At 65.5% G+C, this 24,825-nt stretch carries 15 protein-coding genes; 6 read left to right on the top strand and 9 right to left on the bottom strand.

The genetic code is table 11. From position 1 onward, the window contains the following. Positions 1-731 precede the first annotated feature (731 nt). Positions 732-2,042 carry a malate synthase AceB gene (aceB, locus tag C457_RS17540; RefSeq protein ID WP_008096759.1) on the top strand — a complete coding sequence of 437 codons (1,311 nt, stop codon included), beginning with the start codon at positions 732-734 and terminating at the stop codon, positions 2,040-2,042. A 123-nt stretch (positions 2,043-2,165) separates the two neighbouring features. Here the strand turns inward: aceB and C457_RS17535 are convergent, their stop codons facing one another. Both C457_RS17535 and C457_RS17530 read right to left on the bottom strand, forming a co-directional pair. Then, on the bottom strand, positions 2,166-2,930 hold the full coding sequence (locus C457_RS17535; protein WP_008096757.1) for an IclR family transcriptional regulator: 765 nt from the start codon (positions 2,928-2,930) through the stop codon (positions 2,166-2,168). Between the two features lie 186 nt (positions 2,931-3,116). Continuing rightward, on the bottom strand, positions 3,117-3,998 hold the full coding sequence (locus C457_RS17530) for a GAF domain-containing protein (RefSeq protein ID WP_008096755.1): 882 nt from the start codon (positions 3,996-3,998) through the stop codon (positions 3,117-3,119). Between the two features lie 156 nt (positions 3,999-4,154). Between C457_RS17530 and C457_RS17525 the strand changes: the two genes are divergently transcribed. Further along, a complete protein-coding gene (locus C457_RS17525) occupies positions 4,155-7,178 on the top strand; it encodes an FAD-binding and (Fe-S)-binding domain-containing protein (RefSeq protein WP_049913697.1) in 3,024 nt (1,007 codons plus the stop codon). A 190-nt stretch (positions 7,179-7,368) separates the two neighbouring features. Further along, on the top strand, positions 7,369-7,974 hold the full coding sequence (locus C457_RS17520; RefSeq protein ID WP_004971785.1) for a YqaA family protein: 606 nt from the start codon (positions 7,369-7,371) through the stop codon (positions 7,972-7,974). Positions 7,975-7,990: 16 nt separating this feature from the next. Here the strand turns inward: C457_RS17520 and C457_RS17515 are convergent, their stop codons facing one another. From C457_RS17515 to C457_RS17490, 6 genes are all read right to left on the bottom strand, one after another. Continuing rightward, positions 7,991-9,652 (bottom strand): multicopper oxidase domain-containing protein, encoded by a 1,662-nt coding sequence (locus C457_RS17515; RefSeq protein WP_049913715.1) that lies wholly within the window; start codon positions 9,650-9,652, stop codon positions 7,991-7,993. Positions 9,653-9,861: 209 nt separating this feature from the next. Then, entirely contained in the window at positions 9,862-12,174 is a 2,313-nt protein-coding gene (locus C457_RS17510; protein ID WP_449271580.1) for a PGF-CTERM sorting domain-containing protein, read from the bottom strand. A 434-nt stretch (positions 12,175-12,608) separates the two neighbouring features. Then, complete coding sequence (locus tag C457_RS17505) at positions 12,609-13,460, bottom strand: sugar phosphate isomerase/epimerase family protein (protein WP_008096749.1); 852 nt, start codon at positions 13,458-13,460, stop codon at positions 12,609-12,611. A gap of 96 nt (positions 13,461-13,556) precedes the next feature. Beyond that, on the bottom strand, positions 13,557-14,510 hold the full coding sequence (locus tag C457_RS17500) for a UbiA family prenyltransferase (RefSeq protein WP_008096748.1): 954 nt from the start codon (positions 14,508-14,510) through the stop codon (positions 13,557-13,559). 45 nt (positions 14,511-14,555) lie between these two features. Further along, positions 14,556-15,431: a sugar phosphate isomerase/epimerase family protein gene (locus tag C457_RS17495; protein ID WP_008096747.1), complete on the bottom strand. Its 876-nt coding sequence runs from the start codon at positions 15,429-15,431 to the stop codon at positions 14,556-14,558. Between the two features lie 3 nt (positions 15,432-15,434). Next, complete coding sequence (locus C457_RS17490) at positions 15,435-16,214, bottom strand: TatD family hydrolase (protein ID WP_008096746.1); 780 nt, start codon at positions 16,212-16,214, stop codon at positions 15,435-15,437. 171 nt (positions 16,215-16,385) lie between these two features. On the opposite strand from C457_RS17490, the gene C457_RS17485 reads away from it, so the two are divergent. The 3 genes from C457_RS17485 (at position 16,386) to C457_RS17475 (ending at position 19,269) form a co-directional block, all read left to right on the top strand. After that, positions 16,386-16,595: a hypothetical protein gene (locus tag C457_RS17485; protein ID WP_008096745.1), complete on the top strand. Its 210-nt coding sequence runs from the start codon at positions 16,386-16,388 to the stop codon at positions 16,593-16,595. 80 nt (positions 16,596-16,675) lie between these two features. Next, positions 16,676-17,872, top strand: coding sequence for an inositol-3-phosphate synthase (locus C457_RS17480; RefSeq protein ID WP_049913696.1), 1,197 nt, complete (start codon positions 16,676-16,678; stop codon positions 17,870-17,872). Next, positions 17,869-19,269, top strand: a complete 1,401-nt coding sequence (locus tag C457_RS17475) for an alkaline phosphatase family protein (protein WP_008096743.1) — start codon at positions 17,869-17,871, stop codon at positions 19,267-19,269. Before C457_RS17480 ends, C457_RS17475 begins: the two co-directional genes overlap by 4 nt. A 117-nt stretch (positions 19,270-19,386) precedes the next feature. Here the strand turns inward: C457_RS17475 and C457_RS17470 are convergent, their stop codons facing one another. Next, positions 19,387-24,609 (bottom strand): PVC-type heme-binding CxxCH protein, encoded by a 5,223-nt coding sequence (locus tag C457_RS17470; protein ID WP_008096741.1) that lies wholly within the window; start codon positions 24,607-24,609, stop codon positions 19,387-19,389. Between the last annotated feature and the right edge of the window lie 216 nt (positions 24,610-24,825).

Here is a 24,825-nt window from a genome sequence, read left to right as displayed (position 1 = left end):
ATACTAATTTATTTGTCGGTCGCTGAGATGAAGGTGCCAATACAGATTCCATCAATACCAGCGGTAAGCCGCGTATAACGCGGGAGTGTAGATATCTCTCAGGAACACCTCCGCCCACCTGAACCGGTACAAACTCACCTATCTTAGAATTTCTAAACGAAATCAACAAGAGAATGCAAAATTTTTCTCGGGTAACGTTCATAAATAACTACACAACAGGACGTAATGAGTGAAAAGAGAGCCACCAAGTAAATACTAGTATTCAAACTATTATTACTATCTGATATAACCGACCACGGTGTCCATCCGAACTCGTCGAACCGAGTCGAACACGAAAGGACTTCGGGGCGCTGTCGGACGACGGTCGACGCTCACGAATTTCCGATATCGAGAGGACCGTGAGAACTGAGAGGCGGCGAGCTCATTTACATAATCCGAACGTCGCGTGTTGTTGTGGGTGACCCCCAACTAGAATTACAGAGCTATGCCTGTAACACAACCCGATTTAATTCCACATATCTGTATAATGTGAACACATGACATTGCAGTCATTTACATAATGTAAGTTAGTGATATCCGGAGCATCTCTCCATCGGTGGAGACGTTCGCCGACCTCGGTCAGCGAGATGACTTCCGATATCTGAACCGCCGGCGACCGTCGAATCGCAAGCCTCCGATTGGGCGAGTCTAAATATTTAATATGTTTCGGAAGAGACGTTTCCACTGTCGATATGAGTAGCGACAGAAACTACGAACGAGAGTTCGTACGTACGTTCTTCACCTCGCCGACGGCGGTCGGCGGCGAGAACTCGGCGAAGATGTTGCAGAGCGCGGCACAACTGCGGGGGATGCAGGCCCCCGACACCTGGATTCCGGACAACGAAGACGCCACCGCGCCGTCGATGCGGGCCGAGGGCGTCCAGAACCTCGTCGAGGTCGTCTCCGAGCACGGAGCCGACTTCCCCGGCGAGATTCACCCCCGCGTCGTGTGGCACCGCGACGACCCCTCGACTCGCTACGAGGGCTTCAAGCAGATGCTCGAAATCACCGACCCAGAAAACGGTGCGGTCGAGCACATCGACGGCTTCGTCATCCCCGAGGTCGGCGACCTCGACGACTGGAAGAAGGCCGACGAGTTCTTCACCATCATCGAGAACGAACACGGCCTCGAAGAGGGAAGCCTGTCGATGTCGGTCATCATCGAGAGCGGTGAAGCCGAACTCGCGATGAGCGACCTCCGCGCGGAGAAGGGTAAGCCGTCCAACAACCTCGAACGGCTGTTCCTCCTCGTCGACGGGCAGGTCGACTACACGAAGGACATGCGCGCCATGACGCCGACCGGCGAGCTTCCGGCGTGGGCCGAACTGCGACACAACACCTCCCGCGGCGCGAGCGCCGCCAACTGCATCGCCGTCGACGGCCCCTACGACGACATCCGCGACGTCGAAGGCTACCGCGAGCGCATGGTCGAGAACCGCGCCATGGGGATGACGGGCATCTGGGCGCTCACGCCCGGACAGGTCGTCACCGCCAACGAGGCACCCCTGCCGCCGAAGACCGGCAGTTGGCTCCTCGAACTCGACGACGACGAAATCGAACTCGCGTCCGAGGACGGGGCCGAGGTGTACGACGGCGACGAACTCTCGCTCGAACAGGTCGGCGACGACAGCTACGTGCTCCGCGTCGACGGCGAAGAACAGGAACTCGACGGCGAGGAACTCCACGAGGAGCTCCTCGACCTGACCACCTACGTCCCGAGCATGGACGACATCGTCGACTCCATGGAGGAGTTCGAGGCGGCCAAGGAAGCCGGCAAGGGCGCGATTGCGATGACGCAAGCGACGACGCTCGTCATCGACGGCGTCGAAGTCGACATCGCCAAGGACCGCATGTGGGACGAGGCGACCTATCAGGCCGCGATGACGCCCGTCGCCCTGTTCCAAGACGTGTACGAGCACCGCCCGGACCAACACGACGCGCTCGAAGAGATGTACGGCACCGACATCGTCGAGCGCGCGATGGCAGTCGGGACAGACGACTAACGCACCCGGTCAGTCAGCCACCCAGACAAGTCCAACCAACCGCGTCTGTCCTTTTCGCGCGACGTCCGACTCGACCGCGAGCGAAAGCTTCGGTACCCCGTGAGATCCGCGAGACGGTGTCGGTCACGCGAGCGTCGATTCCAGCGACTCGACGGCGTTCAGTAGCTTGTCGGCGAACTCGCGTTCGAGTCGCGTCATGTCCACCTGATACTTCGGTCCGCCGACGCTGAGCCCGCCGACGATGCGCCCGTCACCGTCGTGGACCGGCGCACCGATGGCGATGAGGTTCGGCGCGAACTCCTCGTCGACGACGGCATACTTCTGGGTCGCGATTTCGTCCAGCGCGTCGAACAGTTGGTCGGGGTTCGTAATCGTGCCCTCCGACTCCCGCGGCAGGCCCCAGTAGTCGATTATCGACTCGACCTCGTCGCGGTCCAGTTCCGCCAGGATGGCCTTCCCCGCGGCCGTGTTGTGCAGGTGATACTCTGACCGATACCGCGTGCCGTTCGCGTCTCTCCCCTCCTCGGTCGACGACCCGTAACACATGAGCAGCCGACCGTGTTCGAAAATCGTGAAGTTCGCCTCTTGGTCGGTCGCGCGAGCCAGTTCGTCGACGACCCGCTCGACGACCTCGTCGTTCGGATAGCGGTGTCGAGCGCGTTCGCCCAACAGCGCCACCCTGAAGCTGACGTGGTACACGCCGTCGCGCTTGACCAAGTATCGGCTCTCCAAGAGCGTGTTGAGGTGACTGCAGATGGAGCTCTTCGAACTGTCGACCATGGAGTCCAGTTCGGCGAGCGTGAGGCCGTCGTGTTCCAAAATGAGGCTGAGAATCTCCAACGAGGCTTGGGTCGTCTTGAGCCGTCGCCCGGTCACGTTCTCAATCATGCCTCAACTATTATGTTGATGGTTGATAACTGTTGCCATAATGTAAATCAGCTGAACTGGCGAGCCAGCCCTGTCAATTCGGATATGTTTCTATCCGACTACTCCGGGAACAAACAGCGCGTCGCGAACTCACGGTTCGCCTCTGGCAGCGTCGAACTTCGTGACGAGGAGAGCGTCCAGTGTGCGTCAAATCGCCCGCGACCGTTTCACCCAGCCGATGCGCGTGATTGCCTCCGCGCCGAGTTGGCCGAGGAGACTCGCGGCTTCGAGGTCGTGCTCTTCGAACGCGTTGACGACGACGTCGCCGGCGCTGAGCACGCCGTGGCTTCCGATGGGAACGTACAGCCCGGACTGGAGGGCCCCCCGGCTGTGGTCGTCTTCGGTGTGCTCGTGGTTCGCGTGGATGACCGGTTCACCCGTCCGGTACGTCCGTGCCGCCGGCGTGTCCTCGCTGACCGAGTAGTTCGGTCGGTCGCCGGCGCGTTCCAGACACTCCTCCGTCGCCTCGATAGTCTGGAGCATGCTCCGGTTCTCGTCGACCAGCCGAACGGTCGTGTTGACGAGGCCGAGGACGTTCTTCGCCGCGTCGGCGAGTATCTCGGCGACTTCCGCCTTCGAACTCGCGTTCCGAAGTTCCTGGCTCGTCCGTCGGAGAATCTCGATGCGCTGTTCCTGACGCTTGGTGTCGGTCATGTCCTGTACGACGCCGTGGAGGTCGACTGTCCGACCGTCTTCGACCAGCGGTTCACAGGCCAGCCGTATCGACCGCTCGGTCGTCCGCTCGCTCGCGTACCGCACGTCGACGGAGAAAGACTCGCCGTGTTCGATTGCGTCCGCGAGGTAGGCGAGCACCTCGTCTTGGTCGCCTTCGGCGTACTGTTCGACGACGTCCGAGACGGTTGGCGTCGCCGACGCGTCGAAGCCGTGTATCCGCTTTGCCTCGTCGCTCCACCACAGTTCCTCGCTCGAGACGTCGTACGACCACACGCCAATACCGGTCAGTCGCTGGAGGCTCGCGAGTAGTTGGTCGACCTCCGTTTCCGATGCTGTCGGGACAGCGCGTGCCACGTCAGTTTGATTCCAGTTCGGTGACCTGACCATGAATGTCGTTACGTACCGAGGACGTGAATATAAATCCCCACGTCGGTCGCGACGGACCGTTCGGGGGCGGAGACGTGTCGCAACACCAGAGCATTTAATCCGTGCGTATGTGTATCAATGATGATGGCAGTCGAAGACACGCTCGACTCCCCTCGGGGAAGAGAGACATCGGCGACGACGTTAGACCTCGACCGGCCGGACGCCGCGGAGTATTCGGCGTTGGCGACGGAGTTACGCTCCCGCGTCGACGGAGAGGTGAAGTTCGACGAGTACGCGCAGGTGCTGTACGCGACCGACGGCAGTATCTATCAGGCGCGACCCGCGGGGGTCGTCTTGCCGAGGGACGTAGACGACGTCCGCGCCGCCGTCGAGACCGCGACGAGCCACGGCGTCCCCGTTCTGCCACGCGGAACGGGTTCCTCGTTGGGCGGCCAGACCGTCGGACGGGGCTGCGTCGTCATCGACTTCACGAAGTACATGGACGATATCGTTGATATCGACCCGTCAGCGAAGCGCGTGACCGTCCAACCGGGGTGCGTCCAGGACCACCTCGACGCCGCGCTCGCGGAACATGGACTGAAGTTCGCGCCGGACCCCGCCTCGTCGAATCGCTCGACCGTCGGCGGCGGCATCGGCAACAACTCCACGGGCGCGCACTCGGTCCGCTACGGCATCACCGACGCCTACACCGAGGAGTTGCAGGTGATTCTGGCCGACGGCTCGCTGGTACACACCCGCGAAGTCGTCCTCGACAGCGACGAGCACGAATCCATCCTCGCCCAAGACGACTTAGAGGCGAACATCTACCGGACGGTTCGGGAACTCGTCGAGAACCACGAGGGGGAAATAGAGAACAAGTATCCGTCGCTCAAGCGCTCGGTGTCGGGGTATAACCTCCAGAAGGTCATCTACGAGAACGACGACGGCGAGGAGGTCATCAACCTCTCGAAGCTGTTCGTCGGTGCGGAGGGGACCCTCGGCGTCATCGTCGAGGCCACCGTCTCGCTCGTTACCAAGCCGGACGAGACGGCGCTCGCGCTGTACTGCTTCGACGACCTCGTGGACGCGATGGAGGCCGTCCCGGAGGCACTCGAATTCCCAGTCAGCGCCGTCGAACTCATGGACGACGAGGTGTTCCGACTCGCCCGCGAGTCGGAGGGCTACGCCGAGTACGCCGAACCCATCCCCGAAGGGGCGAAAGCGGCGCTGATGCTGGAGTGGGACGACGAACTCGTCGACGACTTCGAAGCCGCAGTCGCCGACACGAACGCCCACTTCGTCGACTCGGGCGCGGCGTTCGACGTGCTCGAAGCCTACTCCGAAGAGAGCCAGGGCCGACTGTGGAAGCTCCGCAAGGCGGCGATTCCGCTGTTGATGAGCCTCGAAGGCGACCCGAAACCGTACCCGTTCATCGAGGACGCGACCGTCCCGCCCGAGGAACTCGCGGAGTACGTCCAGAAGTTCGAGGAGGTGCTGGAAGACCACGGCACCTCCGCCGCGTACTTCGCCCACGCCGGGTCGGGAACGCTCCACATCCGCCCGATTCTGAATCTCAAAGAGAACGAGAGCATCGAAAAGATGCACTCCATCACCGACGACGTGACCGACCTCGTCGTCGAGCACCACGGCGCGTTCTCCGGTGAGCACGGCGACGGGATGGCCCGAACCGAGTTCAATCCGAAGATGTACGGCCCCGAACTCTGGGGCGCGTTCAAGGAGCTGAAAACGGCGTTCGACCCCGACTGGATGTTCAACCCCGGGAACGTCGTCTACCGAGACGGTCCCTCAGACCCGGGACCGGACAGCGACCGCGGCGTCGGCGCGGACATGCGCGAGAACCTCCGGTACGGCCCGGACTACCAGTCCGTCGAGCCACAGACCGCCATCGACTTCGACGACGAGGGCGGCTTCTCGCACCTCGTCGAGCTCTGTAACGGCTGTGGCACCTGCCGGCAGACCGACTCGAACACCATGTGCCCGACTTACCGCGCCTCGAAGGAGGAAGTCCAGACGACTCGCGGACGCGCGAACATGCTTCGGGCCGCCATCTCGGGCGAACTCCCCGAGGACGAACTGTACTCCGAGCGCTTCCAGACCGAGGTGTTGGACCTCTGTGTCGGCTGTAAGGGCTGTAAGAGTGACTGCCCGACCGGCGTCGACATGGCGAAGCTGAAGTCCGAGGTGAAACACCAGTACCACCAGAAGGAAGGCACCAGCCTCCGCTCGCGGGTGTTCGGCAACATCGACACCCTGTCGAAAATCGGGAGCAAACTCGCCCCGCTTTCGAACGCCGCCGCGGAGCTTCCGGGGAGCCGACTCGTGATGGAGAAGGTCCTCGGTATCTCCAGCGAGCGCGAGCTTCCGAGCTTCAGCAGCGAGTCGCTCGAGGAGTGGTTCGAGGCTCGGGGCGGGTCGTCCGTGTCGCCCGCCGACGCCCGAGGGAAGGTGCTTCTCTTCCCCGACACCTACACCAACTACAACTACCCCGAACCCGGCAAGGCCGCCGTGGAGGTCCTCGAAGCCGCGAACGTCCACGTGCGGATTCCGAGTGACCTCGAAGCGAGCGGCCGCGCCGCGTTCTCGATGGGGATGCTCGACACGGCCCGCGACCGAGCGCAGCACAACGTCGGGCGGCTCCGCCCCTACATCGACGACGGTTGGTCGGTCGTCTTCGTCGAGCCCTCCGACGCGGTGATGTTCCAAGACGAGTACCTCGACCTCCTCGACGGGACGGGCGTCGAACTCGTCTCGGGGTCGGCCTACGGCATCATGGAGTACCTCGACGTCGCGCGCGCCGACGACCACCTCGACTTCGACGCCCCCGCCGAGACGCTGACGTACCACGGCCACTGCAACCAGAAGGCGACGAACAAGGACCACCACGCGGTGGGCGTCCTCCGTCGCTCCGGTTACGCCGTCGACCCGCTCGACTCCAGTTGCTGCGGGATGGCCGGGTCGTTCGGCTACGAAGAAGAGCACTACGAACTCTCGAAGGGCATCGGCGAAATCCTGTTCGGTCAGGTCGACGAGAGCCCCGGCGACGTCGTCACGGCACCCGGCGCGTCGTGTCGCTCCCAACTCGGCGACAGACCCGGCGAGTCCCGCCCGCCGCACCCCATCGAGAAGATGGCCGAAGCCCTCGACTGACCCGATAGCCGACAGCCGATAGCCTGACGCGACTCACGAACCAACCGACCTGACGCGACCCGCGAACCACCACCGAACCCGCCGCTTTGCACCCGCGGCGACTCTTCGTTTCGCAACCCTCCGCTCGCGGAGTCGAGATTCACGAACAGCGATACTTATTACTGACAGTAGCGGCTGCGTAGAGACGACGATGCTAGACGTACTGGAGACTGTCGAACTATCGACCGCGTTTTTCGCCTCGCTCGGCGCGCCGGGGCTGCTGCTCGTGGCGTTCCTGGAATTCTTTTTGCTCCCTGTCCCGCCGGACTTGGTGCTCGTCCCGCTGTCGGCGGCGAACCCCGAGTTCGCGCTCCTGTACGCGGCCGTCGCGACCGTCGGGTCGGTGTCGGCGGGGCTGGTCGGCTTCCTCATGGGGAAGAAGGGTGGCCGGCGCGCGCTGGACTCGCGGTTCGCCGGCGAGCGGGTTCACAAGGTCGAGCGATACTTCGAGCGCTCCGGGTTCGTGACGGTCGCGTTCGGGGCGTTCGCGCCGATTCCCGAGGGGTACGAACTACTCTCTATCGGGTCGGGCGTGTTCGACCTCGACCTCCGGACGTATCTGGCGGCGTCGGTGCTCGGCCGCGGCGGTCGGTACACCATCGAAGCGCTGCTCGCGGTCTATCTCGGCGAGGCCGCCCGGTCGCTCACCGAGGTCGACGTGTACTCGATCATCGGCGTCGCCACCGCGGTCGTCCTCGTCGCGTACGTCGTCCGGAGTCGGTGGTTCTCGGACCGCTCGGCCGAACCGGTGCAGTAACTCGGCGATACCGGGGTCAGGCGACCTCGTCGCCGCTTCGCCACTGGTCGATGACTTCGAGGAGGACCTCGGTTTCGAGGTCGTCGTTCCGCCAGTCGCCGACCGCGTCCGTCAGCCCCGTCGCGTCCACGATGTCGCTTTCGTTCGCATAGTCCGCGATGGGGTTCTCGACGACGAACGGAATCATCATCTTGTTGTCCTCGTGTTCGAGCATGTGGCAATGCCACGGGAACTGCCCGGTGTACCCCTCGAACTTGGCGATTATCCGCACGCGCTCGTCAGGGTCGACGCGGACGGTGTCTTTCGGCCCCAGCTCGTTGGGGTCCGGCGGTTGCGTTCCGTCGGGGCCGCGGCCGATGACCCTGAAGGTGACCAGATGCAGGTGAATCGGGTGTCTCCCGCCCGACTCGTTCTGGAGTTCCCATATCTCGGTCGACCCGAGTTGCGGGTAGACGGGCGCGTCCTCGTCGCCGAAGACGTATCCGTTCAGCGTGTGCGTGATGAGGTTGTTTTCCACGTCGACCGTGGTACCCAGCGTCATCTCGCGGGTCACCCGCGCGTCGCTCTCGTCGTACGAGGTCGGTGCGGGAAGCGACAGGTTCGTCGGGTCGGGGCTCGGGACCTCAGGCGGCGTCTCGGGGTCCGAGACGCGGAACTGGACGAGGTCGGTCAACTCGGGGCCCATGTCGGCCCCGTTGGTGAGCGTGAGCGTCTCGCCCGCGTGGTCGGAGAAGTCGACGATGAGTTCGCCGCGCTCGAAGGGCGTGAGCAAGAGCGAGTCGAGGTCGCCGCCCGGACCGATGGGAACGACCGATTCGAGGAAGCCGTGACCGGGGGCGAACTGGTACATCGTCGGGACGCCAGACTCGCCGTCGGTCTCGAACTGGAGGTCGAACGACCGGTGGTTCGCGCCGTTCAGGATGCGGAAGCGGTACCGCCGCGGTTCGACCTCGACGTACGGCCACACGGCCCCGTTGACGACGGCGGTGTCGCCGAGGAACGCCGAGACGAACTCGTCGGGGTAGTGCAGCGAGCCGTCGTCGTTGAACTCCTTGTCCTGCAGCAACAGCGGGATGTCGTAGTCGCCGGACGGGAGGCCGAGTTCCCGCTCGGCGTCGGTCGTAATCGAGTAGAGGCCGAGGAGCCCGGCGTAAGCGTTGAGCCGGGTGATGCCCAGCGTGTGGTCGTGGTACGTCGAGGTCGTCCGACCCTGCTCCATCGGTAGCTCCTGCCACTCCGAGTCGAACCGCGGCCCCTCGACCCCGCTCGGGGAGGTCCACATGTCGGACTGCCCGTCGTTCGCGGGGTCGATTTCGAGGCCGTGGAAGTGGGTGACGGTCCGAACTTCCGGGACCGGACCGTCGTAGCCGGCGTGGTTCTCCGTGGTGGTGCCGCCGATTCGCTCGTCGACTGTGAACAGGTGGTCGCTCGGAAGTTCGCTGTTGTCGAAGCGAACGTGGACCGGACTCCCGGCGTCCGCCTCGATGGTCGGGCCGGGATACGACCCGTCGAACCCCCAGACCGTCGTCTCCGGGAGGTCCGGATGGAGCTGTTGGCTGAATTCGGTAACCGATATCTCGTAGGCGTCCGCGCCGTCTCGCTGCCCGTCCGGTTCCCGGACCGATGGAACCGGAAGCGGTTGCACGAACTTATCCAACGCCGGTGACGCCGCGGACACGTTCGTCGTCGTCTGCGGGAGCGTTCCGGCGATGCCGAGGGCTGCGCCTGTCTGTAGAAACCGCCGCCTAGACCAGTCTGTCATGATGGACCCTGAACTACGACTTGGGAGTTGTTATATTAAATCTTCTGAATGACCGAGTTAGAGCCGAAAGCGGGAGCGGAGGGGATTCGAGGACGTTCGAGGTTGCGGGAAGACGAGTCGCCTCGTTAGGTCGTTCGCCGGCGCGCGAGGAGGACCGAGCCCATCACGAGCGCGGCGAGCGCGACCGAGACACCGAACCCGGGAACGGGCGTGTCAGTCGTGGTCGTCGCGGGCGTGTTGGGGTCGGCGGTCGTCGTCTCGGTCGTTCCGTCGTCCGAGTCGTCGCCGTCGTCGTCTCCGTTGCTATCGTCGTTGTCGTCACCACCGTCGCCATCGTCGCCGTCGTCGCCGTCGTTGTCGTCACCATCGTCGCCGTCGTCGCCGTCGTTGTCATCACCATCGTCGCCGTCGTCGCCGTCGTTGTCATCACCATCGCCACCGTCGTTGTCGTCACCACCGTCGCCGTCGTTACTGTCGTCTCCGTCATCTCCGTCGTCGGAAGACCCGTCGTCACCGCTGTCACCGTCAGCGCCGACAGAGAGCGATTCGAGGCCGTCGACGCTCATCTCCTTGTCGTCGGCGTCGAACTGCGCGAACCCGCTGAGTTCGTACGAGGCGTCCTCGTCCATGTCCTCACCGGCGGTCACGCGGTACTGGAGGGTGACGTTCTCGCGGTCGCCGTAGGTCGCGAACAGTTCGTCGTTGGCGTTCCGCACGCCCGAGAAGTCAGCCCCGTCGTCATCGACGATTTCGACCGACGCGAATCCGGGGTTGAACTCCTCGATGACGGTGAAGTTCGTCGCCTCGCTGCCGGTGATTTCCACCGAGACGACGGTCGATTCACCGGGTTCGAGTGTCGCGTCGTCGGCCGACCGGGTGAGGTCCCAGTTGTCGTCGTCGGACTCGCTCTGAACGTCGAGTTCGTCGGTGCCGCCGGTCGTCACCTCCGAGCCGTTCACGTCGGTGAAGCCGTCGAACTGATAGGCCGTTCCGGCGTCCACGTCGTCACCGGCGGTCACGCGGTACTGGAGGGTGACGCTCTCGCGGTCGCCGTAGGTGGCGAACAGTTCGTCGTTAGCGTTCCGCACGCCCGAGAAGTCAGCCCCGTCGTCATCGACGATTTCGACCGACGCGAACGCGGGATTGAACTTCTCGATGAGCGTGAAGTTCGCCGCCTCGTCCCGGTCGACCTCGACCGTGACGGTGGTGGATTCGCCCGGGGCGAGCGTCTCGTCGTCGACCGAACGAACCGCGCCGGAGTCATCGTCGTCCGACGCCTGGACGCTGAGTTCGCTGGTCCCGCCAGTCGCCGACTGCGAGCCGTTCACGTCCGAGAAGCCGTCGAACTCGTAGACCGTACTGGCCGTCGCGTCGTTGTCAGCGGTCACCTCGTAGACGAGCGTGGCCAACTCGCGGTCGCCGTAGGTGGCGAACAGCTCGTCGTTGGCGTCGCGTACGGCCGAGAAGTCCGCGCCGTCAGCGTCGACGATTTCGACCGAGCCGAACGCCGGACTGAACTCCTCGACGAGCGTGAAGTTCGTCGCCCGGTCGCGGTCGAAGGCGACCCGGACCGTGGTCGATTCACCCGGCGCGAGGGTCGCGTCGTCGACCGACCGGACGGCCGCGAGGTCGTCATCGCTCGACTCCTGCACGCTGAGTTCGCTGGTCCCGTCAGTCGCCGACTGCGAGCCGTTCGCGTCCGAGAAGCCGTCGAGCTCGTAGACCGTGCCGGTCGTCGCGTCGTCGGCCGCGGTCACCTCGTAGACGAGTGTGGCGAGCTTTCGGTCGCCGTAGGTGGCGAACAGTTCGTCGTTGGCGTCACGGACGCCCGAGAAGTCCGCACCGTCGGCGTCCACGATTTCGACCGAGCCGAAGGCGGGGCTGAACTCCTCGACGAGCGTGAAGTTCGCCGCCTCGTCCCGTTCGACGGCGACCCAGACCGTCGCCGACTCGCCGGGCGCGAGGGTCGCGTCGTCGACCGAGCGGACCACGCTCGCGCCGTCGTCGGTCGAGACGTTGATTTCACCGTCACCGGTCGTCGAGGCCCGGATGTCTTCGAGGCCGAAGTCACCGTATCCGGTGAGTTCGTGGGTCGTCGCGTTCGCGTCGTCGGCCGCGGTCACCTCGTAAACGAGCGTGACGCTCTCGCGGTCGCCGTAGGTGGCGAACAGTTCGTCGTCGGCGTTCCGCACGCCAGAGAAGTCCGCGCCGTCGGCGTCGACGATTTCGACCGATTCGAAGCCCGGACTCAGCTCTTCGACCACGGTGAAGTTCCCCCGTTCGGAGGCGTTCACTTCGACCGTGACGGTGGTGGACTCGCCCGGTGCGAGCGTCGTGTCATCGACTGTCCGGGTGAGCGTCCCGCCGTGGGCGTCCGCGGCGACCGGCGCGATAGCCGCGCCCAGACCGAGCGAGCCGAGCACCAAGAGGACCGCCATCGCGACGACCGGGAGCGTGTTCCGGAGTTCCGTCGACCGCCCCGGACGTGGTATGCTCGGTCTCATGACGCGGTGGTCAGGTCGGAGTTCGATGGAGCAGTGGTTCCGCGAACGGAGCGCGAAGCGGCGGTCTGCCGCTTCGCCTCGCCTCGGCGGGACGCGACCGCCGGCGGTGTCTGTTCGACTCGTCGGACAGGAGACTGACGTCTCGTGCGCGCGCTACCTCTGGATGGGGATAGCTCGCTCTCGCTGGAAAGCATGCAATCAGCGTGTGAATCGAAAGCTCCATGCAAATAGTTAACGATTATCTGAGAACCGTTTCCGAGCGTGCGGACCGCGAGGCCACTCACGCGACGTCGCTCGCGGGAATCGATGCCGTCAGCGGCGGTGTTCGGTGCGCTTCTCGCCGCGAATTCCTGCCGAACCGCGGCGCTTCAGCGGGCGTATTCGGCCAGTTCTTCTCGCGCGCGCCGGGCCGCGTCGTCGGGTTCGTCGGGGTACGTGTACAGTTCGAACGTCGCGAAGCCGTCGTAGCCGATGTCATCGAGCGCGCCGAAGACGGGCTCGAAGTCGATGTCGCCCTCGCCGGGGATGAGGTGGTAGTGTTTCCCGCGACGGCCGCCCTCGATGTCTTCGAGGTGGATACCGGTGATGTGGCCGGCGCACTGCCGGATGCTCTCGGCGGGGTCCTCGCCGTAGACGGCCGAGTGGCCGACGTCGAAGTTGACGCCGAGCGCGTCGCTCCCCACGTCGTCGATGAGCGTCAACACCTCCTCGGTGCACTCGACGAGGAGTTCCGGTTCGAACTCGATGCCGAGGTCGACCCCGACGTCCTCGGCGTACGCCGTGAGTTCGTCGAGCGATTCGAGCAGGTACTCGTAAGCCTCGCTCGGCGGCGTCCCGGGAAGCGACGACCCGCTGGCGACGCACGCCGCGGGCGCGTCGACCAGCGCGGCGAAGTCGATGGCGGCCTTCGTGTACTCGATGCGCCACCGGCGGTCTTCCTCGTCGGCCGAGATGAGCGTCGGGTCGAAGAACGCCGACGGCGGCGCGTCGTCGTAGTAGCCGCAAGTCGTGTTCGCGTTGATGTTCGACACGGAGAGTCCCGTCTCGTCCAGCGCCGTCAGGACGCGCTCGCGGTCGGTCTCGTCGAAGTCGGCGAGAAACGCGTGCGGCACGTCCGCCAGTAGCTCGACCCCGTCGTAGCCGTGGTCGGCGATTCGCCTGATCGCCTCTGGCAGGTCGAAACGCGTGTACGCGTTCGTAGAGAAGGCTAACTGTACCATACGTCGTGGTACAGTCACACATGAATAATTGTTTTGGTACTGCCAATCGTTCGGGATGGAACCCGACGCGCCAACGGACCGACGCGCCGCGTCGGTTCACGACACGTCGAACGCGGACGAGAGACCGACCGCGGGGGCGACGAACGCCGCCGCGACGACGCCCCACGCGGGACTCAGAAGCCCGGCGACCGCCGCGTTCAACACGACGAGCGCGAGGACGCACGTGCCGACCGCGGGGCCGATGGTGCCCGGCCGGGGGTCGGCGTAGGCGGTCAGGAGGTCGCGGCCGGTCCACGCCGCGAACCAGACGAGTAGTCCGCCGGCCACGACGACCGTCGCGGAGTCAGTCGAGTCGACGCCGACGGCCGAGCCGGCCGCGACCACCGACCCGACGGCGAGTCCGACGCCGGCCATCCCGACCAGCACCGCCCCCGAGTCGCCCGCGCCGGTCTCCCGCTCGGCCATGTACGTGACGCCGGCGATGTAGAGCGCGACGACGACCGGCACGACGTAGACCCACGTCGGAGCCGACAGCGACGAGGGAGCTCCCGCCACGACCGCCATGCCGAGGGCGACGTTCGCTCCCCGGCAACCGCCCATCGCCGCGAAGCCGAGCGGCGTCCCCTTGAGCGCGCCGTCGTAGAGTGCGATGAACGAACCGAGGACGACGGCGACGACGCCGGCGGTCGGCCCCCCGGCGGCCGCGGCGACGACGACGCCGGCACAGAGGAGCGCGACGCCGAGGTTCCGAGCTCGCGTGCGCGACACGTCTCCCGACGGTATCGGTCGCTCCGGACGGAACTGCGCGTCCTCGTCGGCGTCGACGTAGTCGTTGAGCGTCGTGCCGGCCGCGTACAGCAGCACCGAGGCGAGCGCGACGCCGGCGAGCGACGAGAGCGGAACCGACGGGCGGCCGCCGCTGACCAACACCGCCCCGAGGATGACGTCGGGCGGCGCGGTGAACAGGTTCGGAACGCGGACGAGTCTGGCGAGACTCGCGAGCGAGCGTCGAAGACCGCCGGTCGAGGGGGTCGCGTTCGTTCGGTTCATCGTCGGTTCGTCGGTCGGTCCGGCTCTCGTTTCCGACCCGCGCGGTCAGGCCCACCCATGGGCTTCGAGGTACTCCATCGCGGTTCGGGCCGTCTCCGCCGCGGTCTCCTGGTAGGGGTACAGTTCGACCGTGACGTAGCCGTCGTAGCCGGTCGCTTCGACCGCTTCGAGGAAGCCGTCGATGTCCATCGCACCCTCGCCGAGTTGGGTGTGCTCGTGGGTGCGGTCGCCCGGGATGTCTTCGAGGTGGTAGTGCGGCGTGTGGGGCGCGAGCGGCTCCACCAGTTCGACCGGGTCCTCGCCGACCGAGTAGAAGTGTCCCGCGTCGAAGTTACAGCCGATTCGGGGAGAGTCCACGCGGTCGACGAGGTCGAGGAAGTCCTCGGAGGTCTCGATGAGCAGGTGCGGTTCGGGTTCGACCAGCACGTCGACGCCGAGTTTCTCCGCGGCGTCGGCGACGTCGCGGAGCCCCCAGACGAACGCGTCGAGCGCGTCCGCCCGCGACATGCGTTCCGGGACCGGGCCGCCCGGCGGAATCGAGATGCTCTCCGAGCCGAGCGCGGCCGCGGTGGCGAGCGCGTTCTTCGTGTGGTCGACCCGCGCCTGTCGGTCCTCGGCCGCGAGTTCGACGAACGAGGGGTGGTGGAACGCCTCGGTGTCGCGGTTGAACGTCGCCGCCCGACTCTCCGCGGAGGGCTCGATGGCGCTGAGCATGAAGGCGTTACAGTTGCTGACGTCGATGCCGCAGTCGTCGAGGAGCGAGCGAGCGCGTTCGAGGTCGTCGCCGTCGGCCGTCCCCGGGAACAGGTGCGGGTCGTCAAGCAGGATTTCGACGCCGTCGTAGCCGGCGTCGGCGATTGCTTCGACGCCTTCGGTAAGCGTTCGCTGCCGGAACGCGTTCATCGAGAAGCCAAACTCCATCGGTCACACCTCGTAGTGGAAGTTCGGCGACTGGCCGAAGAACTCCCGGGGGTTGTCGTAGACGACCTTCCGGACCTCGTCTCGGTCCCAGCCGCGGTCGAGCATCTTGTCTCGGGCCTTCGGGACCGCGAGCGGGTCAGACGGGTCCCAGTCGGCGGCGCTGTTGAGCAGCATCTTGTCGGTGCCGTACTCCTCGAGGATGTCGATGGTCGTCTCGGCGTCTATCTTTCCGGGGTAGAGGGTGAAGCCGAGCCAACAGTCGGTCTGCAGCGAGATATCGACCGTGTTCTCGGTGTTGTGGTCGATGACGATTCGCTCTTCGGTCACGTCTTCGTCCTGAATCATCTCGACGAGTCGCTCGGTTCCCTCTGGCTTCTGGGTGTGCGGGGTGTGGATGATGACCGGCAGTTCGCGCTCTTCCGCCATTCTGAGCTGTCGTCTGAACGCGTACTCCTCGGCTTCTGTCCCCTGGTCGAGGCCGATTTCGCCGAGCCCGACGACGTGATCGCGGTCGAGGTACTCGGGGAGCCCGTCCATCACCGCCTCCGCCATCTCGGGGTAGTTCGCCTCCTTCGGTTCGAGGCCGACGGTGACGTAGTGGTCGATGCCCGCCGCCCGCTCCGCCCGGTCGGTCTCGAACTCGATTATCTGTTCGAAGTAGTCGAAGAACGACGCCGCGTGTTGCTTGTCCGTCCCGCTCCAGAACGCGGGTTCGACGCAACATTCCACGCCCGCAAGCCGGGCGCGCTCGTAGTCGCTCGTCGAGCGAGACACCATGTGCATGTGCGGGTCGATAATTGGTATCGACATGTGACCTACCTCTCTGATGGTAGTTAATCATTGTTTCGGTGGATTCGGTGACGGCCGCGGGACGAGCGCGCACCGCCCGACCGCAGCGGCCGCGACCGACGGCGGAGACAGCTATTTACTCGTCCGCGCCGACCCCGTAGTCACATGCCGGAACACTGCCCGTTCTGCGGCGAGCCGATAGAATCGAACCGCGTCACTCCCGAGGAGGGTCGCCCCTACGAGGAGTGGCGCTGCGTCGACTGCGACGAGACGTGGCGGCACCCCGAAGAGACGGTCCTCGACCGGAACCTCGACTTCAGCAAACACGGCGACCAACTCGACAGACGGGACGCTGACACCTCCCGCGACTGGTGAGTTCCCTCCAACCGGGACCGACACAGAAACAACATGATTGAAGGACAAGATTCTTCATCGCACACCGCAATCGTGAGTCGATGACAGTCGGAGTTTGGATTATCGGAGCCAGAGGTAACGTCGCGAGCGTCTCGATGACCGGCGCGCGCGCAATCGCCCGCGGCGTCGCGGACACGACCGGGATGGTGACGGCCAACGAACCGGTGGCCGCGCTGGACCTCCCCGCCGTCGACGACCTCGTGTTCGGGGGCCACGACATCCGGGCCCAGCGAATCGAGGAGACCGCCGAGGAGATGGCGGGCCACGGCGGCGTCGTGGCACCCGACACCCTCGACGCGGTCCGCGAGGACCTCCGCGAAATCGACGAGCGCGTCGAACTCGGAACCGCGCGCCGGTGCGGCGAGGCGGTCGAGGGGATGTCCTCGGAGACGGAGAGTAACGACGTGGCCGTCGCCGACATCGTCGAGGAGATACGGGCCGACTACGCCGCCTTCGCCGACTCGCAGGACGTCGACCGACTGGTCGTCGTGAACGCCGCGTCGACCGAGCCGCCGATTCCGACGCCCGGCGACTACGACACGCTGGCGGCGTTCGAGACGGCGGTCGAGCGCGACGACCCGAACCTCCCCGCGAGCGCCCTGTACGCGTACGCGGCGCTCCTCGACGGCCACCCGTACATCAACTTCACCCCCAGTACCGGCTCTTCGCTCGGTGGGCTCCGCGAACTCGCGGAGCGAAACGAGGTGCCGCACATGGGCCGCGACGGGAAAACCGGCGAGACGCTGATGAAGTCCGCGCTCGGGCCGATGTTCGCGGGGCGGAACCTGCGCGTCCTCTCGTGGGAGGGTCACAACATCCTCGGCAACAGCGACGGTCTCGTCCTCGAAGACGACGCCAACAAGGCGGGGAAGATCGAGAGCAAGGGCAGCCTGCTGGACGACATCCTCGGGTACGAGACCCACAACGCCGTCCGCATCGACTACACGCCGTCGCTCGGCGACTGGAAGACCGCGTGGGACCACGTCCACTTCGAGGGCTTCCTCGGGACGAAGATGAAGATGCAGTTCACGTGGGAGGGGGCCGACTCGGCGCTCGCCGCCCCGCTCGTCCTCGACATGGTCCGGCTGGCCGCCTTCGCCGACGAGCGCGGCGAGGGCGGGACGATGCCGCACCTCGCGTCCTTCTTCAAGTCCCCCGAGGGCGTCGACAGACACGAACTGTCCGAACAGTTCCGACTCCTCTACGACTACGCGGAGCGCCACGCGGAGGGAACGTGACGGCTCGAAGGACCTCGGACGCGACCGCGTCCGGTGCCGGGCGCGTCGTCGTCCTCGACGTCGTCGGACTCCAACAAGAACATCTCGACGAGGGATTGGCACCGAATATCGCCGACCTACTTGCCGGAAAGCCGTCCGGGGCGCTCGAACCGCCGTTTCCGAGCGTCACGGTGCCCGCACAGACGACCCTCTCGACCGGGCAGTCGCCCGCCGCCCACGGCGACGTGTCCAGCGGCGAGTTCGACCGCGACCGACAGGTCGCCGAGTTCTGGGAGCGTGACCGAGGAACGCGAACGCGGCTGTGGGAGGCCGCGAGCGACGAGGCGGGCCTCACGACGGGCGCGCTGTTCTTCCAACACCTCATCGGCACGAGCGCCGACGTGGCCGTCACGCCGTCGCCCATCGAAGACGAGGACAACAACCTCATGGAGATGGACTGCTGGACGAATCCCGACGAGTTCTACGACGACCTCCGCGAGGAGTACGGCCACTTCCCGCTGCACAACTACTGGGGGCCGGTCGCCGACGAGCGCAGCAGCGAGTGGATTCTCGCGACCGCGCGGGAGTCGATAGCGCGGTACGACCCGGACCTGCTGTGGGTGTACGTGCCGCACCTCGACTACGACGCGCAGCGGCACGGTCCCGACTCCCCGGAACTTCGGGAGGCCGTCGGCGTCGTCGACGACCTCGTCGGCGAGTTCCTCGACTGGCTCGAAGCGACGCCCCGTTGGTCCGAAACGGCGGTCGGCGTCGTCAACGAGTACGGCTTCAACGCGGTCGACACGCCGGCGTTCCCGAACCGGGCGCTCCGCGACGCGGGGCTGCTCTCGGTGCGCGACGACGGCGAGGGCGGCGAGGAGGTCGATATCGCCGCGTCGTCGGCGTTCGCGATGGTCGACCACCAAATCGCGCACGTGTACACCGACCGGCCGGCGGCCGCCCGAGAGGTTCTCGAATCGCTCCCCGGCGTCGACGCCGTGGTCGAAGGCGAAGCGCGGGGCGACGCGAACCACCCGAACGCCGGCGACCTCGTCGCCGTCGCCGACGCGGACGCGTGGTTCCAGTACTACTGGTGGACCGACGACGCCGACGCGCCGTCGTACGCGACGGAGATGGACATCCACGCCAAGCCCGGCTTCGACCCGTGCGAACTGTTTCTCGGCGACGAAGGGCTCGTGACGCTCGACCCGACGAAGGTGTCCGGGTCGCACGGTCGCGTCGACCCCGAGACGCGCGGCTTCTACGGCTTCGGCGGGCCGGCGGCCCCCGACGGCTCGTCCGACCGAATCGTCGACGCCCGGCGGTTCGCCCCGACGGTCGCGGACCTGCTCGGCATCGCTGACGACGTGTCGCTCGCGTTCGAGCGCCCGTCGCTGTTCGCCGGCCCGCAGGTGTAGGTGTAGTCCGGGCATCGCCGCGACGCGCCCGAAGTGCTGATTTTCCGCGTCGCTCGGCTCAAGTTCGATACGAAAGAAAAGACGCCACGGACCGCGGTCGGAACGCGTCTCGCCCGCTCAGTTACCTCCCGAGCTCGCGATTTCGATGGTGCCGCGCATCCGGAAGCTGTGGGCGCGACAGACGTACTCCGCCATCGAGTCGGTGACGGTGAACGTGACGCTCTGTGACTCGCCCTGCGTCGCGAGGTACGACGTGGAGATGTCGTTCACGACGGTGTCGTCGCCGTTGACGACCTCGAAGTTGTGAGGCGCGCCGTTGCGGTTCGTCCACGTGACCGTGTACTCGCCGCCGGCTTCGAGGGTGAGCGTCGGGTTCGTCGCGTCCGCGATACCGGACGGCGAGACGCCGGTCCAGCCCTCGTTGCTCTCGGCTTCGAGTTCGATGGTCGACCCCGACGGGATGACGTCGCTGCCGCCGTCGTCGCTGCCGCCGTCGTCGCTCCCGTCACCACTGGTCGCCTCGACGTGTTCGGTGACGCGGTCGTAGACGAGTTCCAGCCCGTTGCCGGAGCCGCCGATGCGCTTGAGTTCGGTGTCGTCGAACCACGCGGTACCGGTGGCGTTGCCCCAGCCGCCGAACAACAGGTTGAACTGGAACTCGCCGGGCGACGCGCCGGTCGAGAACGTCGTTTCGAGCAGTTGCCAGTCCTCGACGGGGTCCGTGTAGTAGTCCGTGACGGAGCCCTGTCCGAGTGAGTGGATGTTGATGGTGACGCCGTAGGAGCTTCCGATTTCACCGAAGCCGTCCTCGGAGTTGCTGAAGTCGTCCGAGGTCTTGACCCACGCTCGGAAGCGGTACTCGGAGTTCGGTTCGAGGTCGTCGCGGAACTGCGTCCACGACGCGTCCGCACCCTCCGTTGAGTCGACCCGGACGCTGTAGTCGCCCGTCCGCGCCACGTCCGAGGTGTAGGTGAACTCAGCCGTGCCGCCGTAAGTGGTTCCCTCCCAGTTCGCCGGGCCCTCGGGGTCCGACGACGAGTCGGTGCTCGCGGCCTCTTCGAACGACGCGTTCGGCAGGACGTTGTTCCCGTCAGGGTCGGTCAGCGAGACGTTATCGAACCACGCCGTGCCGGTCGCGTTACCGTAGCCGCCGAACAGGCAGTTGATTTGGACCGTCGTGGTGTCGGCACCCGTCGTGAACGTGGTGCTCACCTCCGTCCAGTCGTTGGTGCCAGTCAGCGGGCCCGTCTCGAAGTCCGTACTGTGGACGTTGAACAGCGCACCGCGGGCCGAGTCGCTCACCTGGACGTTCTCGGTCTTTATCCAGCCGCTGAGGGTGTACTCCGTCTCGGGCTGGACCGAGATGCCGTCGGTGAGCCAGACCGCGTCCGCGCCCTCCGCGGACGAGATTTGGACGCTCTGGCTGCCGTCTTGACCCGCGTCCGCGTAGGTGTACTCTGCGGTGCCCGCGAACGTGTTCGTCGTCCAGTCGGCGGGCATCGCGGGCTCGCTGCTGCCGGTGCTCTCTTCGAAGGAACCGTTCGAGAGCACGTCGGTGCCGTCGGGGTCGGTCAGCGAGACGCTGTCGAACCACGCCGTGCCGGTCGCCTCGCCGTAGCCACCGAACAGGCAGTTGATCTGGAGTTCTTCGAGGTCGCCGCTGTTGATGGTGATGCTCACCTCCGTCCAGTCGTTGGTGCCGGTCAGTCCGGACGGAATTGTGTCCCACTGGGTTCCCGAGTCCGTGTTCGCTATCTGCTCGACGCTGATAGTCGCCCCGAGCGGGCCCTCACCGATCGAGGTACCGTCGACGAGTTGGACGCTATCGGTCTTGACGTACGCGGAGAGAGTGTACTCGGTGTTCGGGTCGACCGCGACCGTCGTGTTCCACGAGGCGTCGGCTCCCTCGGTGGACGACACTTGGACGCTCCGGTCACCCTCGTAGCCCGTCTCGGCGTACGCGAACTCCGGTGAACCGGTGTACGGGGTGGTCGACCAGCCGGCCGGCATCGGGTCTGAGTCACCCCCGGTGTCGCCGCCGGCGGGCGTCTCGAACGAGGGGTTTTCGAGGAGGTTCGGCAGGTCGCCGGTGTCGTCCCCACCGTCGCTCGTGTCCTCGTTGGCCTCGTACGCCGGGATGAACCCGTCGGCGTGGGTCGCGCCGGCGAGCGACGCCGCGTCGACGAGGACCGTGTCCTGATAGTTCGATTCGGCGCTAATCATCTCGTAGACCGCCTCGCCGGACGCGTCGTCGGACGGCGTCTGCGCGAGCGCGACGAGCGCCCACATGGCGACCCGACCGTCCTCGTCGTTGAGGAGGTCGTTGTCGAGAATCGCCTGTCGCGTGTCCGTCGTCGACGGCAGGACGCGGAGTGCGGTGAGCCTGACGCCCGGCGAAGAGTGCGTCAGCGTGCCGAGCGCGGCCTGAATCGCGGTGCTGTTTCCAGTGTCGGCGTCGAGCGCGCCGAGGCCGTGCATCGTCCACAGCGCGTGAATCGCCGCCGGGTCGAGGTTAATCTCGTCGAGCGTCTCCGTCGTGACGAGGTCGACGAGCGACGAGAGCGCGCCCGTCTCGTTGCGTTCGACCAACAGCCGCTGGGCCGTCCGCCGCCAGAACATGTTCGTGCTCGACAGCGTGTCGACGAGTTCCGAGACGCTCGCGTCCGCGAGGTCGGTCGGCTCGTAGCCGTCGTCGTCGCCGTAGACGACGCGGAAGAGCCGGGCAGTTGCGTGGTCGCGTACCTCGGTCATGTACGCGTTGCCGGGGCCGTTCTCGAAGCCACCGGGCGTCGGGTTGTGCTGGTAGATGTAGTTGTACCAGTCGATGAACCACAGCATGCCGTCCGGGCCGACGGAGGAGTACGACGGCGCGAACCACGCGTCGGTGCCGCCGGCGATGTTGTGGGCGTAGTGGGTGTTGTAGCCCGCACCGTCCTGCGAGAGGAAGAACGACCCGAGGATGTGACCCGTGCCGTCGCCGACGAAGCCGGTGTTGTTCCAGTACTTCTGGGGGTACTCGCGCGCCGTGTAGATGGTGTGGCCGGTCGCCGCGGTGTACCCGCCGTGGAGGTCGACCTGCCGGACGCGGTCGGTGACCGGGAGGAACCGGTTCGAATCAGACGCCGCACCGAAGTCGTTCGGTCCCGTTCCCTCGATGAGGTCGTAGTACTGATGCGGGATAGCGAAGTAGTTGCTCGGTCGCCCGGAGGTCGCGGCCGAACCGAAGGCGAGACCCTCCTCGGTGAAACCGAGGCCCGCCTGGTTCCCCGGCAGTGCGCCGACGATTTCGAAGTCGGTGACCGAGCCGTCTTCTAACTTGAATCGGTAGACCGAGGAACTGAAGTTTCGCTCCTCGCCGGCGATGTTGCCGCTGAAACCGCCGTACCCGACCTGTCCCCAAATCCAGTTATCGATGCCGTGGGCCAGTTCGTTGGGGCCGGCGTGGGTGTCGCCGTTACCGAACCCGGAGAACAGGACGTTTCGCTCGTCAGCCTGCCCGTCCCCGTCCGTGTCGACGAGGTGGACCATCTTCCCGCTCTCGCTGGGGTCGTCGAGGTCGGCGACGACGACGCCGTCTTCGACGACAACCATACTGACCGGCACCGAGAGGCCGTCCGCGAAGATGGTGAACTCGTCGGCCTGTCCGTCGCCGTCCGTGTCTTCGCAGACGACGATTTTGTCGCGGTCCTGGCCTAGCTCGTTCGGATAGTCGCGGGTGACCGACAGCCAGACGCGACCCTGCGCGTCGAACTTCGCGTCGAGGATGTTCCCCTTCGCGTCGTCAGGTAGGTCGCCCTCGGTGACGAACGGCTTGAGGTCGAACCCTTCCGGCGTAATCGTCCGCCGGACCGTCTCGCTGGGGTTCAACGCCCGCTGCATCTTGTTCCAACTCGTTCCGCTGCCGACCTCCTCGGGGACCTCCGGCGCCAGGAGGCTCCCCTCCGGCGGCGGATAGTACGGGATGTCGGCGTCGATGAACTCCAGGTCGTTGAGGACCTTGGTGTCCTCAGCGATGGTGTCTTCGTTCTTCGTGACCCAGCGAATCGCGTTCTCGATGAGCGCTTTGAAGCCGTCGGTCGCCCACGGGGCTCTGCCGTGGCCCCACGCGGTGTAGAAGATGCGCCCGTCGCCCTGTGTGCGAGTCCACGACCACGGCTCGCCCTGTTCGCGGCCGTCGTCGTACTCGGGGATGCTGTCGCCGTCGGGGAACTGCGCGTAGGCGAGCACGTTGATATCGTCGTTGAGGTTCATGTGGCGGTACGTCTCGTCTTCGACCGTGATGGGGTCGAGGGTCGACAGAATCGGATGGCTCGGCTGGGCGAAGCTCGTCGTCATCTCGCCGAAGTTGTGAGCGGCGAACTGGCCGCCGACGAGGTTCATGTAGGCGTCCGAGCCGGTGAAACACGCCGAAGCGCTGTGTATCGGGATGAAGCCGCCGCCGTTCTCGACGAACTCGACGATGGACTGCTCCTGTTCCGGAGTCAGCTCTTGGCCGTAGTTCGCGCCGCGGTTGTCCATCATGATCCACGCGTCGTAGCGGTGGAGCACGTCGGGTTCGAGGTCGGCGAGCCGGTCGGTGTACTGGACCTCGATGCCGCGGTCCAGCATGTACTCGGTGAGCTGGACCTGCCGGGCCGGCGCGTTGTGACTGCCGCCCTGCGGGCCGCCCATCATGAGGACGCTGATGTTGTCTTCGGCCGGAGGCGGCGTTATCTCGACGCTCCCCCGCATCTCCTCGGGGTGCTCTTCGGCGTAGTACATCGCCATCGACGACTCGGCGGTGAAGCTGACCGTCTGTGAGTCGCCAGACCCCTGCATCGTCGAGAACGACTCCATCACCTCGCCGGTCGGGTCCGCGAGCATGAACGTGATGTCCTCGTCCATGGCGTTCGAGAGTTCGATTTCGTACTCCTCGCCCTCGTGCATGACGAGCGTCGGGTTGGTCGTATCCTCCATCTCGGAGGGCGCGGTCGCGACCCACGAGAACGAGTCCGCCGAGGTCTCTATCTCCGTCCCGTTGCGCCAACTGTTGATTCCCTTCAGCAGGGAGTTCGTCGTCAGGTCGCCCTGACGCCAGTCGGATATCGCGTCGGCGAGACCCGAACCCTCGATAACCGATTCCTCGTTCGTGTACGCCGCGAGAATGTCTCCCTCCGTCGCGACGAGGCGAATCGTGTCGTCGGTGGTGAGCTGTTTCGCCTGTGCGACGCCGCTGGCCCCGAGGAAGTTCGCCGCCCCGACGCCGCTCACTTTCATGAAGTTGCGTCGGTTGATGTTCAGTCCCTCGCTGTCGCCGTCGTCGGGGTTCGATTCCCGTGTCGTGTCGTCGTCGTGTGTCATAGTGTGTTGCGTCGACCGCTGTCGTCGTTGGTTACCGTGCGATTACAGGACTGCGCTGCTCTCGCGAACCGCAACCCAGCCGTGTACCCGGCCAATTCGCCGAACGGGCGGCTCTCACTCCCGCGTTCCCACCCAACTGACAGGCGAGGTGTAACGGAAGTATAGCCATTATTTCCGTCGGCTCATTGATTTGGGCTACCAAATCTCATGAACTAA

Origin of the sequence: Haloferax prahovense DSM 18310, assembly GCF_000336815.1 — an archaeon.
GTDB lineage: Archaea > Halobacteriota > Halobacteria > Halobacteriales > Haloferacaceae > Haloferax > Haloferax prahovense.
The sequence above is the reverse complement of the archived record's forward strand: the minus strand, read 5'-3'. Positions and strand labels throughout refer to the sequence as shown.

Bases quoted from the DNA above. Each gene is read 5' to 3' on its own strand.
- C457_RS17480 (WP_049913696.1), top strand. From the start codon at position 16,676: ATGACAGTCGGAGTTTGGATTATCGGAGCCAGAGGTAACGTCGCGAGC.
- C457_RS17490 (WP_008096746.1), bottom strand. From the start codon at position 16,214: ATGCACATGGTGTCTCGCTCGACGAGCGACTACGAGCGCGCCCGGCTT.
- C457_RS17495 (WP_008096747.1), bottom strand. From the start codon at position 15,431: ATGGAGTTTGGCTTCTCGATGAACGCGTTCCGGCAGCGAACGCTTACC.
- C457_RS17535 (WP_008096757.1), bottom strand. From the start codon at position 2,930: ATGATTGAGAACGTGACCGGGCGACGGCTCAAGACGACCCAAGCCTCG.
- C457_RS17485 (WP_008096745.1), top strand. From the start codon at position 16,386: ATGCCGGAACACTGCCCGTTCTGCGGCGAGCCGATAGAATCGAACCGC.
- C457_RS17470 (WP_008096741.1), bottom strand. From the start codon at position 24,609: ATGACACACGACGACGACACGACACGGGAATCGAACCCCGACGACGGC.
- C457_RS17520 (WP_004971785.1), top strand. From the start codon at position 7,369: ATGCTAGACGTACTGGAGACTGTCGAACTATCGACCGCGTTTTTCGCC.
- C457_RS17525 (WP_049913697.1), top strand. From the start codon at position 4,155: ATGGCAGTCGAAGACACGCTCGACTCCCCTCGGGGAAGAGAGACATCG.
- C457_RS17505 (WP_008096749.1), bottom strand. From the start codon at position 13,460: ATGGTACAGTTAGCCTTCTCTACGAACGCGTACACGCGTTTCGACCTG.
- C457_RS17500 (WP_008096748.1), bottom strand. From the start codon at position 14,510: ATGAACCGAACGAACGCGACCCCCTCGACCGGCGGTCTTCGACGCTCG.
- C457_RS17510 (WP_449271580.1), bottom strand. From the start codon at position 12,174: ATGGCGGTCCTCTTGGTGCTCGGCTCGCTCGGTCTGGGCGCGGCTATC.
- aceB (WP_008096759.1), top strand. From the start codon at position 732: ATGAGTAGCGACAGAAACTACGAACGAGAGTTCGTACGTACGTTCTTC.